Source organism: Stieleria varia, assembly GCF_038443385.1.
Taxonomy (GTDB): Bacteria; Planctomycetota; Planctomycetia; order Pirellulales; family Pirellulaceae; genus Stieleria; species Stieleria varia.
On the sequence record NZ_CP151726.1, the window covers coordinates 6,992,927 to 7,009,596 of the forward strand.

The 16,670-nt window shown below is 55.3% G+C and carries 14 protein-coding genes; 10 read left to right on the plus strand and 4 right to left on the minus strand.

Translation table 11 applies throughout. The annotated features are described in order from the left end of the window. Positions 1-67 precede the first annotated feature (67 nt). On the minus strand, positions 68-1,477 hold the full coding sequence (gene ltrA, locus Pla52nx_RS23520) for a group II intron reverse transcriptase/maturase (protein ID WP_342190241.1): 1,410 nt from the start codon (positions 1,475-1,477) through the stop codon (positions 68-70). Between the two features lie 642 nt (positions 1,478-2,119). On the opposite strand from ltrA, the gene Pla52nx_RS23525 reads away from it, so the two are divergent. The 3 genes from Pla52nx_RS23525 (at position 2,120) to Pla52nx_RS23535 (ending at position 3,235) form a co-directional block, all read left to right on the plus strand. Further along, on the plus strand, positions 2,120-2,440 hold the full coding sequence (locus Pla52nx_RS23525; protein WP_146523600.1) for a hypothetical protein: 321 nt from the start codon (positions 2,120-2,122) through the stop codon (positions 2,438-2,440). 166 nt (positions 2,441-2,606) lie between these two features. After that, on the plus strand, positions 2,607-3,035 hold the full coding sequence (locus Pla52nx_RS23530; RefSeq protein WP_390620423.1) for a DUF6932 family protein: 429 nt from the start codon (positions 2,607-2,609) through the stop codon (positions 3,033-3,035). Beyond that, a complete protein-coding gene (locus tag Pla52nx_RS23535; RefSeq protein ID WP_146523602.1) occupies positions 3,032-3,235 on the plus strand; it encodes a hypothetical protein in 204 nt (67 codons plus the stop codon). Before Pla52nx_RS23530 ends, Pla52nx_RS23535 begins: the two co-directional genes overlap by 4 nt. A gap of 638 nt (positions 3,236-3,873) precedes the next feature. Here the strand turns inward: Pla52nx_RS23535 and Pla52nx_RS23540 are convergent. Next, a complete protein-coding gene (locus Pla52nx_RS23540) occupies positions 3,874-4,947 on the minus strand; it encodes a group II intron maturase-specific domain-containing protein (RefSeq protein WP_342190242.1) in 1,074 nt (357 codons plus the stop codon). Positions 4,948-5,843: 896 nt separating this feature from the next. Here Pla52nx_RS23540 and Pla52nx_RS23545 point away from each other — a divergent pair. The 6 genes from Pla52nx_RS23545 to Pla52nx_RS23570 all read left to right on the plus strand — a co-directional run bounded on the left by Pla52nx_RS23545 (position 5,844) and on the right by Pla52nx_RS23570 (position 9,264). Then, positions 5,844-6,335, plus strand: coding sequence for a hypothetical protein (locus Pla52nx_RS23545; protein ID WP_146523603.1), 492 nt, complete (start codon positions 5,844-5,846; stop codon positions 6,333-6,335). 123 nt (positions 6,336-6,458) lie between these two features. Then, a complete protein-coding gene (locus tag Pla52nx_RS23550) occupies positions 6,459-7,181 on the plus strand; it encodes a hypothetical protein (RefSeq protein WP_146523604.1) in 723 nt (240 codons plus the stop codon). Positions 7,182-7,421: 240 nt separating this feature from the next. Beyond that, the gene (locus tag Pla52nx_RS23555; protein WP_146523605.1) at positions 7,422-7,646 is read left to right on the plus strand and encodes a hypothetical protein; all 225 of its coding nucleotides are present in this window, start codon (positions 7,422-7,424) and stop codon (positions 7,644-7,646) included. A 169-nt stretch (positions 7,647-7,815) separates the two neighbouring features. Further along, positions 7,816-8,355 carry a hypothetical protein gene (locus Pla52nx_RS23560; RefSeq protein WP_146523606.1) on the plus strand — a complete coding sequence of 180 codons (540 nt, stop codon included), beginning with the start codon at positions 7,816-7,818 and terminating at the stop codon, positions 8,353-8,355. Between the two features lie 122 nt (positions 8,356-8,477). Then, complete coding sequence (locus Pla52nx_RS23565; protein WP_146523607.1) at positions 8,478-8,927, plus strand: hypothetical protein; 450 nt, start codon at positions 8,478-8,480, stop codon at positions 8,925-8,927. A 166-nt stretch (positions 8,928-9,093) separates the two neighbouring features. Then, positions 9,094-9,264 carry a hypothetical protein gene (locus Pla52nx_RS23570; RefSeq protein WP_197455136.1) on the plus strand — a complete coding sequence of 57 codons (171 nt, stop codon included), beginning with the start codon at positions 9,094-9,096 and terminating at the stop codon, positions 9,262-9,264. 183 nt (positions 9,265-9,447) lie between these two features. Here Pla52nx_RS23570 and Pla52nx_RS23575 read toward each other — a convergent pair whose 3' ends face one another. Beyond that, positions 9,448-12,462, minus strand: coding sequence for a dockerin type I domain-containing protein (locus tag Pla52nx_RS23575; protein ID WP_197455137.1), 3,015 nt, complete (start codon positions 12,460-12,462; stop codon positions 9,448-9,450). Between the two features lie 518 nt (positions 12,463-12,980). On the opposite strand from Pla52nx_RS23575, the gene Pla52nx_RS23580 reads away from it, so the two are divergent. Next, positions 12,981-14,654: a hypothetical protein gene (locus tag Pla52nx_RS23580; RefSeq protein WP_146523609.1), complete on the plus strand. Its 1,674-nt coding sequence runs from the start codon at positions 12,981-12,983 to the stop codon at positions 14,652-14,654. Between the two features lie 602 nt (positions 14,655-15,256). Here Pla52nx_RS23580 and Pla52nx_RS23585 read toward each other — a convergent pair. Then, positions 15,257-16,651, minus strand: coding sequence for an IS4 family transposase (locus tag Pla52nx_RS23585; RefSeq protein ID WP_342190243.1), 1,395 nt, complete (start codon positions 16,649-16,651; stop codon positions 15,257-15,259). Between the last annotated feature and the right edge of the window lie 19 nt (positions 16,652-16,670).

The window sequence follows — 16,670 nt, forward strand, 5'->3', positions numbered from 1 at the left end:
GAGATAGGGGCCCGGTTGCCCGGGACCCCTCTCACACCACCGTACATGCGGGTCCGCATACGGCGGTTCATTTCTTGGAAGCAAACTTGCTCCAAATCGCCTCAAGGCTCGCTAGTCCGTTCTTATTGAGATAGTCGATCGAGATCGCGACATGCATCGCAGCACTCGATGACATCACCCAAGGTCCGCGGCCACTGCTACCATGGGAAATGGCTTCGTCACGACGGACGCCGAGCTTCAGCAACATCCGAATTCGGGTGCGGACTCGGTACCACTGTTTCCAGTAGCAGGCGCGGATGCGCCGTCGGGTCCACTTGTCCAAACTCTGCACTTGCTTCTTACCCAGTCCGTAGTGAAAGTAACCTACCCAGCCTTGGAAGTAGCGTCGAAGCTCCAGGAAACGCGATTGAATCGATCGACCACCGTTACGACGGGTGATTTCTCGCACTCGCGCCTTGAACTTCTTCAGATTCTTCGGGCTGACACCCAGCCGTCCACCGAAGCCGCGGAAGGTGTAGCCGAGAAAATCGACCACCTCCGTCGGACAGATACGGCTCTTGTCGTGGTTGACCACGAGTTTTAGCTTGGATGTCAGGTAGCGTTCTACCGATCGAAAGACACGTGTGGCTGACTGCTCAGTCTTGGAGAACACCAAGAAGTCATCCGCGTAGCGAACGAAGCGGTGACCGCGTTTCTCCATTTCTTTGTCGAAATCATCCAGCAGGATGTTCGCAAGCAACGGTGAAAGTGGCCCGCCTTGCATCGTTCCTTCGGTCGAAGGTTGCCAATCGGTATCGACCATCACACCCGCTCGTAAATAGTTCCCGATCAGACGCAGCAGTCGCTTGTCGCGGACCTTGCGAGACACACGGTGCATCAATACATCGTGCTGCACGCGGTCGAAAAATTTCGACAGGTCCATGTCGACGCACCAGCGGTAGCCGGCTTGAATGTGCGTTTGAACGAGATGGATCGCTTCGTGAGCGGAGCGGTGAGGCCGAAATCCGAAACTTGATTCGGAGAAGTCCGGATCAAAGATCGGGGTTAGGACTAACAGGAGGGCTTGTTGAACGAGGCGATCCACTACGTTTGGGATTCCGAGGTGTCGCTCGCCGCCGTCCGGTTTGGGAATCGACTTACGCCGGACGGGGCCGGGCTTGTAAGTTCCTTCCAACAGTTGTTGTCGAAGCACCGGCCAGAGTTCCGGAAAGTGGTTTGGGAATTCGTCGATCGTGATGCCATCGGGGCCAGGGGCTCCGCGGTTGGATCGGACTCGTGCCCAGGCACATTCGAGGTTGTCGGTGTCGACAATTTGTTCCATGAGGTTCTGTGGAACAGCGTTCAAGGCTGGCTTCTCGATGGACGCCGAGCCCGAGTGACCGGTAAGGGACTCCCAAGAGCACGGGCCTTTCATGTCTTCCGCTCCTTGCTGGTTGCCGGAATGAGGTTTTGTGTGTTTGGGTCGGTTCGAATTCATCGATGGTTCTTCCTTGTCAAGAAACGTTCGGTCCTTTCCGTTGCCGCTGGATTGCGGCAGATCGGTACAATGACCTCTGCTGACTTCTCAGAGCACGAGTCAGGTCACCCTGGTCGTCCCGCCTTTCGGGCAAGCCCTACTCGCGGGTACGCGTCTGAGATCTCCCCGAATAAGGGACGTGAACTTTCGCTGCGCGAGTACGCGATCTACTCAGGAGGTTGTCGGAAACGGGTTTTGCAGTCCTCGGGCCGCTCACCCCAATGACTCCCAGAGCCTCTATCGCGTTTCTATTCGTTACCCCGCAGTTTTGGCGGAATGCTGCCGGTTGCTACGCCGATCGAGCATCGCAGGCTTCCTCCCCACGGTTTGTCGCCTTGTGCGCAGTTGCCGGGCATCTTGGAGACAGGGCCTAGTACTTCATCTTGAAAGATTACATTTGGTATACTGTCCTTCGTTTCAAGTTCCGAGTTCGTACAGGGGACTGGCTTCCCGAAGGAAGCGGCACCCCACAAGTTCACGCCCATGTCGGGCGTACCGGTGCACCGAAGCCGCCGGTGACGCGTTTTTTGAAACCAAAGTTTATTGGCGGCGGCTCGGTTACCGCCGTCGTTCCCCGATCGAAGATTGGAGTCGCCTGACTTTGTGAACGCACAACGACAACGTCAACCGTTTTACGTTCGGCTGGCGATTGTTTCGGCTGCAACGGGAATCGTCGGCTGGCTTACATGGAGTTTCGGTTCGTCATTCGTCGACCCAGGTACACATGCGAGGCTACACGATCTGCTGCCGGCGATTGGCTCGTCAATCATGTCCGTGTGTTCGTTGATGTTCATGCTGGTCGCAGTCGTCACGGTCAATGATTGCGTTCGCAATGGGACATTCAATCGGAAGCATGCAATCGTCCTTGTTGTAGCGGCTTGCATTACGCTGGCGGCGGGCGTCGATGGTGCATACCCACGCTGAACTGGATTCTGATATCATGAGCAACGGCCCGGCTGACCCAAAGACGGGGAACCATCGCGTGCACCCGAGTACGCGAGCCGGGCGGTTTCGAAGTTGACAATCTTTCGCGCGTACCGGGTGACGCGTGCCGTTCACCGAGTGACATACCGAGGATCATTAAACAAACGTGATTCCTGATTTCAGAGACGATGGGTACTTGCCCGAGGGTTTGTACGTTGCTTCCGAAGCTGATGCTACGTTTCGTTTCGGCACTGCGACGCGGCCGCGTCAGAGACTTGCGCTGCGGCTCCGGCGATGGCTCGAACTTGCACGTGTCATCGACGCGAAACGATTTTTCGTTGATGGCAGTTTCGTTACATCAAAACCGGACCCCGATGACGTTGATGCGGTTGTGTGGCTGCCCGATGATTTTGCTGAACGCTTGGAACGCGGAGATTTGGAAGCCGTGGAACTCGATTCCATGCTTGTAACTCGGCGTCCTGAAGAGCTGTTCGCTGCCGAAGATAGACGTGACTGGGAAGATTGGTTAGAATTCTTTAGTAGGACCCGTGAGGCAGACAATCGACGCAAGGGTGTAGTCGAGATACAACTATGATCCATAACGCTATCGAATACGAAAAAGCTCAAACCGAACTGCGCGATTTGCAATCGCGTCTGGAGGCGCTACAGGCAGACCATCCGATCGGCGAGAAAGGCTTCACCAAGGCTGGTATTCGCAAACTGATTGCGCGACTAAACGAAGAGCTCGCTGTGTTTGAGGGCAGCTCAGAAGCGAGATCGCCCACCACAGGTTAGTCTGAATTGCGCGGGGAACCAAGCGATGCAACGGAGCCGAGCTTGCATGGTTTTACGAATGGAAAGTCAACTCTCCCGGCCCGCTGATCGCCACCGTTCTGTGCAACAGTGAATCCGTACTCACCACCCGCTGACACCACGGCCAATCATGACACTCTTTCAGGTTGTGCCGTTCCTGGCAAGCCACCAATCGTGATAGATGCCGAATTCGCGAAACTGGGATTCGCTAACATTCGAAAGCAACACGTTCGGGAACACGTTCGGGAACACGTTCGGGAACACGTTCGGGAACACGTTGCACAACGTGTCTACTCGCTTCGCTGGCGCTGGGCATTCATCCCATTGGAACATTACTTCTATCTCTATTGCCTACCCGATTACCTTACGCCGACGTTTGAGCTTCTGCATTCAATCCATCGGGATACCCTTGACCATCACGACAGTCAGTATAGATTCCCACCATGGGCGGGACTGCCAGTCAGATTTGTCGGCTCATTGATCTTTCACGTGAATGCCGTACCTCTCGAAGATGAAAGGAGAATCACCTCTGGCCGATTACCCAATCAAACCGGGCGTCCTCACGGGATATTCTCCTTCAACACTCACACAGAAGCTTCAGTTTTCACGCCCAACATCGGCTACTCAATTCCAAACCGTCGTGCGAACGAGTTTTTCACCTCAATCGTTGACAGCGTGAACTGCACAGAACCATGGGTATCGGGATAGGGGCCCGGTTGCCCGGGCCCCCTCCCACAACACCTAGCATGCGGGTCCGCACTAGATCGATGAATACAGTGCGTTTCGCCGCAAGGATGCAAGCGATAGCCAGCACTCGTCAAGAATAAACAAGCCCTCGGCGGCCAGGTACTCGTTGGATAAAGCTCACTGGACACCTGACGTCGTGGAAAGACGCTCTGCCTGCCAACCAACACGGGCCCTTGCCGCTCATCGCAAAGCCACGAGCGACACGATAGGACACGCCCAACGACATCAGATTCTTCAGACGGGTCTTCGATTTCCGCCACTGTTTCCAGTAACAGGCGCGTACCCGACGGCCTGCGTTGATCAGTTTTGGGGCATTTGTCTAAGTTGGTGAACGTTGTCTTTACTTGATCCAACGCGAAGTACCCTAACCAACCCCGTGCGTAGGATGCGAAAGCCTTGTAACGCGATTCCATCGAGACGCCTCGGTTTCTACGAAAGATCTCCGAGGCACGCTCTTTGAATGCCTTCAGCTTCTTACCACTGACCCGTATTTGGCCGCCGTAGCCACGAAACTTATAGCCCACGTACTCAAGCCCATCCGTTTTGCGGATGTTGCTCTTGTCGTGGTTGACGGTCAACTTCAATCGGTCGGTCAAGAAGCGTTCGGTGCTCGCGTACACACGCTGCGCCGCCGCTTCGGTCTTTGTGAAAATCACAAAGTCGTCTGCATAGCTGTTACCATTCGTTCGATTTGACCAGACTCCAACCGGCCTCGTGCCGGTGGTGAATCCGACTGACTGGCTACGACACCGCAGGCCCAAAGCAACCCATCTCCCCACTGGCCACGTGCCGGTGGCAAAGGGACCAACGCGACTTGAGATGGCCAGTGATCGTCCTTGCTTCCACCGGCACGAGGCCGGAGGGGAGCCAAGCAAATCGGCCGCTTCTTTGTAACTCATCAGTCTTGCTTCCACCGGGTCAAGCCCGGATGGAGAGCGAGGAAGCATCAGAGTTCATCGGTGGTTCGTTCCTTGTCTTGTGACGTTCACGCCTTTGTGTCGCCGTTGGACTCGGCGGGTCACTCCTATGCCTTCTGCTGCCGACTTCGATCGTGGGTTCGTGTTACCACGGCCCACCCCGCGTTGGAGCAAGCTCTACTAGCGGGCACAGGATGAAGTCCTCCCCAAATAAGGGACGTTTCAAGACGCGACGGTCTTGAAACACGTGATCTATCCCCACCCAAGCTCCTCATCTACCTCCACCAACTTTTCCGGTTCGGTTTCGCTGTCAGCAGCCAGCGGATTTTTTGGAATCGCACAGCGATGGGCCTGCAGTGTCGGCCTCTATAGGGTTTCTGTTCCGTGCTACTGCAAGCTCCGCGCGGACCCGATGGGTCTTGGCGTGAATGCGTCTGGAAACGAATTGCGTTGAACCATGCCCGAATCGGCGGGACTGACCCTATGACCCGGACGGTTCTCGGCGGCTATCCAGCTTGACGCTCACATTCGCAAGCTTCCTCCCCACGGTTTGCCACCTTGTGCGCAGTTGCCTGGCATCTTCGAGACAGGGCCTCGTACTTACATCGTTGGGATCTACATTGGGTATACTGTCTCCTACTGGAAGTAACCGGAACTAAGTACAGGGGACTTTCACCCCACAAGATCAAGCCCATGTTGGGCGTACTGCACGTGAAGCCGGACTGGCGAGTGTTTTTGAAATGGAGAGTCGCTCGTTCCGGCTCGGCTACCCCTGACGTTACGGCATCATGAATCGAATATTTTGGATTCGTCGCATTCGCCGGTGCATTGCAGCTATTGCAATTGTGTTCGCGTCTCTCGTGGCGTTCGCTGCATTCGAGATTATTCGAAACAGTGGAGATCTTCAGAATGTTCCGGGCCATCGGATGCGAGTGCGACTTGGCCAATTCTGGCCGGACGGTCTTCAGGAGCGATTCGTCACACGTGGCTACGTTTCTTCGGATTGGTCGATTGACAGTAGTTCGACGTTTATCCGTTTCGACGCCGACCTGCCAGCCGTCGCTCAGTGGCGAGCGTTTTTACGCACCGACAACTACGCGTCTGCTGTTTCCCTCGATAATAAGGATGACCGGTGGTGCGAAGTACGTGAACAGCGGTGTGCGTCAATTCCGCTTAGCAGCCTTACGGGAGAGGTGCCCGCCTGGTGGAATCCGACGGGAGATATCTGCGACACGTTCGAAACCATGGTGTGGTACGATCAAATCGATTCGGGTGTTGGCCGCGGGAACTATCTGCAATATGATCCAAACACCAGTACCGCTTGGGTTTACAGTTATTCATGTCAGCACGATCTGCTATGGGATCGAGGAGATGGCGCACCGGTCGCTATCGCGGACACACCGAAGCCGTCACAATGACATGCACGGGAGGACGGCTTGCGGAGTTTGCTGAAGTGGATAGCTCACTCTCCGTCCCCCGTGATGCCAGCCGTTACCCAAATGAATCGAATGCGACCCGAATCAATCATCGCAATTCTTCCGATGAATGAACCGGTCTTTCCGAGTGCGGGGGAGATCGCGGATGCTTTACGCGATCGGTACAAAGGCTCGCTGAACCCTACCGTGCTGGTCGACTCTGAAAACGGAATCGGACACTCATTTGGTAACACGATGGGCGTCGTCCAGTTTCTCGATTTCCCAATCCCGGCTTGGGATCTCGCTCCACGCTGTGAGACGGCGTACTGGTGGCCAGAAGCTGCCGCTGCGCTTTCGGATCACACCTGCCACCTGATCGTCCAATTGATCCAAGATTTAGACGATCGGATACCGAAGGTGTTACTGCTAACCCGCTATTTGGCAGAGATCGTGAAACGCACGACGTCTGTTGGCGTTTATTGGGGTGAAGGACTTTTGCGATCGGCTGAGTCGTTCCTGGATCTTGAATCGACGGTCGCGCCGACAACGCTAGCACCCGAACTTTGGGTGGATTTTCAGATCCACCCAAATGATGCGGGCGTCGAACAGTTCTACACGTACGGGATGAACATTCTCGGTAGACTTGAAATCGAGGTTGATCGATTCTCATTACCGCGTGAAGCGATGCTGACATACGCGCGTGGACTCGCGAAGAAGGTCCTTGAACAAGACCTGGTACTTGCTTATGATTCATGGATTGATGGTCCCGACGGCAAACCCATTCGAGTCACGCACGGCGATACGTTTCTCCCGTGTGACGGGCGTGTATGCAAGCTCCAAATGGAATAATCGGGTAACAATGACATGCACCGACGGACGCGAGTCGGGCGGGTTGGCAATGGTGAGTCTTTCGCGCGTCCTCGGTGATGTCCGCCGTTCCCCGCCAGAAGTGGCGATGACGACGATAGTCGGCGAATCAACCAATGCGACGCGTGATGGGTACGATCGTCGATTTGCGGTATTCCTTCGTAACTCAAACCCTGACTCGCTTTCGCAATGAATTGTGTGATCGAGTAGGAAGCGGAGCTAATGTCTAACGACACAAAACAACCTTCGGTATTTGACGTTGAGTCCCCAACGGAAGCCACACCGAATCCTGGTCTTTCCTATTGGAATTTCGTGTTGGGGCTACTCGCGGTCACTTTGCTGCTGTGTTTCATTGTTGGCCTGTTTATGACCGGGTACCTTGCTGCTTTTGCGACCGGTGCTGTGATCGTGATTGGGCTCTTGGGTTTTGCAGATCCGAGAGATTAGAACTTCCTTCCCTGACTCTGCGCACTTTGTTTGCTCCTGTCTTGTTCGTTCTGGCTTGTACTCCGCTGCAAGGCGGCGAACCATGAATTGCACCGGAGGACGGGAGTCATGTCAAATGGTCTGCATGCGTGTCTTTTGCCGGTCCCCCGTGAATTCTGGACGTTCTGCGATGGGAGTATTTGTGTCTACGCGTTGTCACCTTCTGCTGTGTGCGCTGTTGTCCGTGTCCGTCGGTACGGGATGCCAAAACCGCACGTCAAACCCACCGCCACGACCCGATAGAGACCTGACCTACGACTCCGATTGGTCTGAGCGTAACGCAGACATTTATCGCTTTCTGATCAGCAAGTTGGATGAACCGACTCCGGATCGTATCTACTTCATCACCACGACACCTATGTCCGAGTGGGGCGACGACGGTGACTGGGCTACGATTCCCGAAGTTGAACTATCGGCAAATCCCAAGGCTTCCCAGTACCGGCCCGCAAACGAAGCGCATCTTGCAGATGGTCACGTATTGGAAAACGGAACGGATGCGAAGGCGTGGATGATGTGGTTCTCGGTAAAACGCTGGATTTCCGAAACTGAGGTGGAAGTAGAAGATGGCGTTTGGTGTTGCCCACTCGGCGGAGGAGCGTCAACTATCACCTACGAGAAGATTGACGGGAAATGGAAGGTAAAGGACTACGGAGAATCTTGGGTCTCTTAGAATAGACGCAGAACCAAGCGTTGGACGGGTAGCCGCGGATCGGGCGGCTTTGCAATGAAAACTTCGCTCCCGCGGCCCGGTCAACGCGGTCGATAGCCGACGGAGATTGATCCACTAGTCACATGAACGAGACGACGCAGGCCGAACCACTCTTGGAGACCATCCCTGACGATCTATTCGCATTGTGGAAACAAGGTCCGCTCATACTGGCGACACGAGCTGAGCTTCCAATTGTCGAACTCCGCGATCGCATATTGACACTTCAGTGGTGTCACGATGTGATTTCTGCGGATGTTTCAGAATGTCATTTCCGCGTCGGTAGGCCGTGGAGAATGAAACACAATTCAAGATCTGCGCGTCCACTGCTTCCTTTCGGCAACCATGATCTGATCCTGATCGATTTTCCGCCGCTCTCTCGCGGGTTCTTCACGGGCAGAACGCATTCCTACAACACGGCACCGGTCGGCTATACTGAAGCTTCACTTCAAACTTGGAAACGTGCTTTGGCTCCATTGCTCGGCGAACCAAGCGGTGAACCGAAGTCGCCGATGACGCGTTTCTTGGAATCCTAGTCTTTTCGCCGCGACACCGGTCACCGCCGCCGTTCTGTCGTCGTAGTGCTCGATGTTTGCGTTGCCCTGTTGTGCTCGATGCAGCGCATGCGTTGGATGGTTTTGAGTCCGACAGCTGGATGCTGATGAAGACAACCCGATCTGTTGCTGATCGGATGCGAATGAAATGGTGCGCTGTCGAACCAGTGCTCGAATCATTCGCTGTCATTGGAACGCGTGTGACGGTCCGGCATCGGCATTCGACTTCGGCCACATCGTCGGCGGGACGGAATCAGGACTCGATTTGCTGAGCGGTCCGAGCATGCGATACAATCCATCGGTCGCATTCTGGTGGTAACATTGTCTCGAGCCGCCGACGAGGACGATGGACGAAAACGGGAAGTGCGCTGTCGGTGCGCTGTCGCGACCGACGGCTACCTTCTGTGACGTGGTAGCCGGTCAGTCGATCCACCACCGGCACAAGGCCAGAAGGGGTCCGACCAGAAGACGAAACTCGACCTCGTTCAAGCTCGATGCGAACTTATGAAGCGTGCGGCTCATCGGAGAGCAAGCGCAGGGAAGGGTCGCTGTCGTAGGTGACGTCGTCGTCAACAAACGATTCTTCCTCGGCGGTCTCGATGATCGCTGCATCCCAACTCGCTGTATCCCCGCTTGCAGTGTCCCCGCTTGCAGTGTCCTGACCATAGGAAATCTCGTCGTACGAATCCGAGTCAACCGACATCGAAGCGTCGGAATCCAGATTGTCGAGATCGTTTCGCGGTCCAACCGGGAGCGACATGGACTCATCGGACACTGGAACTAGGTCATTTCCGTTCACCGGATCGCCGACAGGATCGTCAGCAGACTCGGCTTCTGTCGATTCGGCTTCATTCGATTCGCCTTCGGGTTGCTCACCGCCGACGGTTCCTGAGCCACCGTTGTGCAAGTGATTCAGTTCGTTGATGACCAGCAGTGCATCCAACGCGGTCACCATTCCGTCGCCGTTGACGTCGTAGCCGATGCCAGGGTTACCGTTGCCGATGGGTCCGGGACCGTAGTCGTTGAGGTGGTTGATGATGACCAATGCGTCGAGAGCGGAAACGAATCCACCGGTGTCGACATCGTAGGGATTATCGTCGTTGTGGAATGGTGACGGATTTTCAATGACTCGGATGACGAAGGTTTCGGAGGCGGAGTCCAACTGTTCGGCGGTGTCTTGCGCCGCAATTGTCAATTCGATTTCATCGACATCGGCACGACGCACCCAAGTTCCGTCGCGGAGCTTGAGCGTCGAGTCGACGATTTCAAAACGATCGTCATCCACACTGACACGATAGTCATCTGTGATCGGGTTGCCGCTAATGGTGACCAGGCCGACTGCCGCACCGGCAGCAAACTCGATCACGGAATCACCGTCCAAAGCGATCGCTCCGATCGGTTCCGAAACATCGGCGACGTTGATCTGCAACGTCTCTGTCAGCGTATTGGGTCCATCGACTTCCATCGCTGTGATATTGACGGTGACAACCGGAGTTTCCTCGTAGTTCAAGCTTTCCCCGGGCTTGAGCCACAGATCGTGGCCTTTGAAATGAAACCGATCATCGTCGACGACGAAGGTGTGTTCTTGGTGCCCGCTGTCTTGATCAACGGCCCAAACGGTGGTGATCATGGACTCTGGATTATTTTCATAGACCCAGATATCGTCGGGATAGATTGCGGTGATCGGCTCGTTTTCGTTGAGCAAGAAAATCTCAACGGTTTCGACCAGCCAGAACTGGCTCTCGGTGTCCTCGGCATAGACAGTCAAGGCGATGGAGCCTTGGGTCTCGAAATCCAGGTCGCCGCCCACGAAAATCAAGTTGCCACCTTGGATCTCGAATCGCGGATCATAAACCGAGATATTGAAATTGTCGTTGATGTCGGGGTCAACGATGGTGATCGGACCAAGGTTCTGATGGATGAGCGTGTTTTCAGGGATAGGCACCAAATCCGCAATGATGCCAGTGGGAGCATCTGGGACCGGTGCGATCGCAATGTTCACAGCGACCGGGCCTGTGACATCGCGACCATCATGGATCATGACGGAAAAGGAGTCGCTGCCAAAGTAATCGCGGAACGGCTGGTAGCGAAACGCACCTTGTGGATCGATGGAAGTCGTCCCATGTGATGCCGCGATCAGCGGTAACACCACCAGTTGATCGCCTTCGATGTCGTCAAGACCATCCAACAACCCCGGTGCGGATTGAAAGATCGTTTGATCTTCTAGGGTTTCATAGCCCAGAATGTTGGGCATCGGTGCGGACGTGTTGTCGCCGGAGAGTCGAACGGCAAAGTGAACGGGTTGAGGGTCGGAGTCGCCACTCACGGTGATTTGGTGAGCCGCGGGTTGAGTCAATGCGATCTCAGCGACGCCCTTTGTGCCCAGCACTGTCAAGAGAGCCGGACCGGACGATGCGGGCGACAGCGTCATCGCGTTCACATTGCCGATTTCGGTCAAGTCCACCGGTACTTCTGTCACCCGCGAGCCGTCGCGCAAGTCGTACAGCTGGAGTAACGCTTCGTCCTGGGGAACCGTCATCAACAATTCACGAGCACCATCGATCGCGACGGGACCGCTCAAACCATCCAGGGTCAACAAAGTTGCAAACCGTGAATCGACGTCTTGAACATTCACGCCACCCTCGGCCGTTCGCAGTGCAAGCAAGCCCGAGGCGTCATCAAAGGCGAGTAGTTGGGTCGTCCCGGAGATTTCAATTGGGCTCTCCGATATCCATGTTGCTGTCGAGTTGCTCCACAGCGATAGTTCCAACCCAGTGTCGCCTGCCCAGGCAAACACAGTTCGGTTGCCCGAATCTGACGCGATGACTTGAGCGTCCGACGGGACCTCCACGCCGGTCGATGAGAACAGGACGTCCGTTGTCGGCGAAGTCGCATCGACCGCCATCAGGACAACGCTGGGATCAGACGATGCGGGCACAGCGATTCCGGTGCCGTCACCGCCGATGGCGATGTCGGACCACTTGGTCGCCGTAGAGACGCTTAGCATTTCTGCCGCTGGGCTGACGACGAAAGCGGAACCTGCGGCGTTTTGCGACCGCGTCACCAGCACGCTGCCGTCGGGTAAGAGCTGCATCGCATCGAGAGGTTCACCGACCGAGACTGCACTGGCCGTGCCACTTTCCATATCCCCGACCAGCACAAAGTCGTCCGCTAGAACAAATGCGTTGCCACCAGAGCGTACCAATTGCTGGCCGCCTTCGACCGCCAAAGGGGTTGTCGCAAGAGTGGCGTCCAGCGGAAAGACTTGCTGCTGAGTCGTCGAACCGTCGAACAGTCGAACGCTGTACTGGCCTTCTGGAATGTTGTCGAATTGAAAACCGCCGTTGTCATCCGAGATCGCGAACGTATCCCCACTGTCGAACGAACCGCTCTGGTTGTGGTCCAGATAAACAAGTCGACTTGCCAAATCCGGCTCCGAGGACTCCTGTCGCAGGGAATAGTCGACATCCTCAAAAATCGTTCCCGTGATCACGGCCAGCACGCGACGATTGCTCAATCGTTCAATCAATAAACGCCGACGTGTTGACCCCCGCCGGCTGGAGCTGGCCCCGGATTTTCGAGAATCATCGTGTTCAGTTTTCTTGCCGGAACGCATCAGTCTCGTGGTTACTCTGGATGGGAAGTGTGGTCCACGTCATTGTCATTGAACAAAGTGCCTGACGCACCTGGTTCGTACTCGAAATTCCAGTCAGTCCTGAAAAAAAGGGTTCTGGTCACCTTCGTCGCAATTATCCGGGTTTGGACGAGGAGAGAACAGGAAAGTTCCCTGGAGAGGGGGTTTTCCTGAGCATTTTGTCCCGACGACCGCACCACCCGACAGAGCCACACCCTCACGTTACCGGTCGATAGGTTGCTCGATGGGAACGGGCTACACCACCGTTGAGGACAGTTTCCGCGAGTTTTGCTTGGCAAGTTCGGTGATTTCTGTCACCATGATAACGCGAAAAGTAAGGCAATTCGCCGCACTCATTCCGTTCATCTGGCCTGCCCCATCATTCCAACGGATCTGAACTCATGATATTCCACAACCATCGCGTGGGCATTTCTGTTGGTCAAGCGTCCCCTTTTCGATTTGGATTCCTTGCCGCTGTTGGGCTTTTCTTTCTAACCGCCTGTATTGCTCGCCAACCCGTTCTTGCTCAATCGGAGCCGGGGATGGATGAATCGGCCTATGAGGCCGAGATGAGAAGCGACGGGACCTCGGATTACTCCGAGCCCGGGATGGGCGGTGACTCAGGGTATGAGGAAGGTTACGGTTCTGGATACGGGAGTAGCGGCTACGGTGGACCATCATCGCGACAGAATGCGCAACGCGGCGCCACGACGCAACAACAGTTTACTGCGACGTTGTCATCGCTGCTCAAACAAGTGGACTTGAAGCCGCTGGTGAATCCGCCGAGTGACCTGCCACCGACCCAAGCAGGTCCGGTGCTGCAGGGAGAAGCGGAAACGGCGTACAAGAACGGAAACTATCCGTTGGCTTTGCAGCTGTTCTATGGACACATGGCCACGGAGTACGACGATGCTCGCGTGAATCTGCAAACGGTCAAGTACAGCCCGTTGTTGAGACGCCCTGTTTGGACGATTCGCTGGGGTGTTTCTTTTGCCGTGCGTGGCGAAGGCGAGACGCCCAATCCGATCACGGATTCCGGCCCGGTACGAATGGCATCGAGCGGTGGTCGTGGATTTGCTGGCGGGGGAAATCCGAGTGAGGACGGTAGCTTTGGTCCAGACTCGAGCTATGCCGAACAGATGGGCACGAGTGAATCCGAAATGGAACAACGCATGGGCTCGGGGATGGAGGACCCATCAATGATGGGAATGAACGAAGACCTTTACGGCAGTTCGGGAGCAGGACGTCCTCAGATAAAAAAAGCCCCCACCTTTCAAAAACCAATGTTGAGTCCTGAAACGGATGAGCAACTACAAAAGTATCTCGGTTTGGTCGCGACCGCCGTCGCGGAAGAATTCGAGAAACGGTACATGGCCGGTGATTACGGCTCGGCATTGACCAGCGTTTCCGCACCAGCGGATCCCGACGCCCCGCCGTTGGATGTCGCCATGACGCCCGAGCTGGTAGAGCTGTTGACGATGGGCGATAGCTCCATGTTGATGTGGAAACCCGGTTTGATGTTTGTCGGCGAAGGAGAGTCGACTGATATGGCGAAGGCCGCCGCAACTGCCCAAATTGACCTCCTGCTGCACTTTGACATTCTGCTGAAGCAACCTCGGGGCGGTGAGACGCAAAACATTTCACGCGTTCGCTTGATCCATGCCTCGTCGGGCAAAACCATGGGTACTTCGAAGGCATTTGACAGTACCGAAGCCGCCCAGTTGGTCCGCGTCGGTCGCAGCAGCAGTCGTGATTACATCGACGAGCGTTTGGAACCGTTTTTTGGAATCATCGACCGTCAAGTCAAGACAGCAGCCCTGCCAGGACTTTCGCCGGAGGTCGCGAAACGTCGTGTCGGTACGCTCTTGGCCAGCGGTGATCGCAACCTCAGCACGCTCGCCGAAGTACGCTTGTACCAGTTCCAGGAACTGCTGACACCAGAGGAAGTCGAGGTCGCGTTCCACATCGTCGGCGGCGAAGAAGGCTTGCGTTTGCTGCACGGCTCTCGCGAAGAAAAGTTAGCGACCGCCCGCGAATGGGCACTCGATGCCGTGGGCGGAGACGAAGATCGCTAGGTCGCAAGCGGGCCGTTGATTGATTTTCGACTTGGAAAGTCGAACGATAATCGTCGCTCGACTTTCCAAGTCGATAGCGTGCCCTGTCGAGCGTTTTTCCATTCTGAAAGGCTATCTTGCGCAAACAGGCCCCCTCCCTCACATTCGCCTGAACGGCTAAGCGCGACCTCCCCCAAGTTCCGAGACTGCTGATTTAGTCGTGTTGCGTTGTGTCTGTGAGCCGATGGCGATAGGCGCGGATTATTCATTAGCCGGCACGCGATAGCGTCCGGTTCCCGAGTATAGGCGTGAGAACCGGACGCTATCGCGTGGCGGCTGATGTGCGCAGACTGTTTTCGTGCCAATCCGCGCAAGCCGTTTTATGCAAACTTGTTGCGATGACCGTATTGAGTCGCGTGAATAATCCAGGCTAGCGCCTTGCGGTGGACTGCTCAAAGTATGGTGTTGACATTGTTTTTTCAGTCCATGTTTTCGTTCCAAGCATCGCAATCGAAGTGAGCCTCAGACGCTAGCGGGCTGTTGATTTAGTGAGCCGCGACGCGTAAGCGGCCGGGCCTACCGCATTGCCCGGTGCCTTACGGCCAATGCCACCTACTTTGTCGTCAATCGGGTGGTGATTCGGAGGCTTTGGATTTTATTTTTCTTTCCAAACGTTGGAACTTGGTGCTCTTTTGGCGGCGAGTATGCGCGACTCGAGGGTAGCTCCGCGGTGTCTTGCGATTGGGAAGCTTTCTCGTCGAGGCATCAATGAGCGTCTTCTGGTACGCAAGCGTCCATTGCTCCAGTGTCGTTAATTCCTTGCGAAGCAGGCCACTCTGAAAGTCCTGCCACACGCCACTGAAGCTCAGTCGTCGAGGCGAGATATTAATCAACTTGGCGGCCTGCTTGCGCAACTGGGACACCAGATTGTAGGCGATCACCGATCCCATCAGCTCCTTTTTCATCGTGTCCACGCTCTTGGCACGGATATTCTCGGTGTCCATCGTGACTTTCAGGTCCCGGATGTCGAATTCCACATCGTAGCGGCGACGGTAAAGCTCGCCCACGGACAAGGCGTCCGCTTCGATGTTGGTGACCAACTCCAGCGTTTGACCGTTGTCCAATTCGACTTGGTGAATAAAGACTTCACAAGCTGCATCCTCAGGAAGATTCTGGTGGTTCCTGCGTTCTTTGCTCGATGGCTTCCAGATCAAATGGTGCGTTACGTAGCCAGGCCCTTCCTCTACCAGCGTGGCGTTCTTGAGGTATGCCTTGTATCGCTGTTTGGTCAGACGCAGTAAGAACTCTTGCCCACGCGTTTGGCAATGAAAAGCCACTGAGAACACGCCGAAACCGCTATCGGCCATGACAATCGAATTCTCTGGAAGTCGGTCGATGACTTTCTCGGCTTGTCTGGTTTCGCTGGAATTGTTGGGGCCGTACATCGGATCGATCTGTGGCATTAACGCGCAACCGGTCTGCATTTCATTGGCGACCATGAGCATCGCAACGGGCCAAACGGATTCACCGTGCTGGTTGGATGCTGGTGGAAATGCTTTCTTGAGCGCCGGTGTGGGTGGCAGTGTGATCGTCGTTCCGTCGAGGATGAACACACGCCGCTCAAGAAAAGCTGGCTGGGCCTTGCGTGCCAGGTGATCGCAAATGCGATTGGAAAAGTCTTGGACAACCTTAATCGGCAGTTTTTTTCTCGCTTGGTTGTAAGCGGAATTGTTTTTTGAAAGCGTCCCTTCAGTAACTCGCCGGTTAGGGGGCAGGAGGTCTTTGTGATTGTCGATCAGATCACTGACGGCTTGATCAAGAGTGAGGCCTCCCCCGAGACGTTGCAGCACCAGTAGCCAAAGTGTTGGTGCTTGTGTGTAAATTTTTGCAGCGGAACTGGCGTCTTGTTGCTCAAGCTCTTTAACGATCGTAGGGAGCTGAAGCAAATCCGCGAGCAATGTTTTTGCGCGACAGAATTGCTGTTCGTTCTCAGTGGCGTGTGATTTGGGATCGAGCATTGAATTGGTGACAAATTGG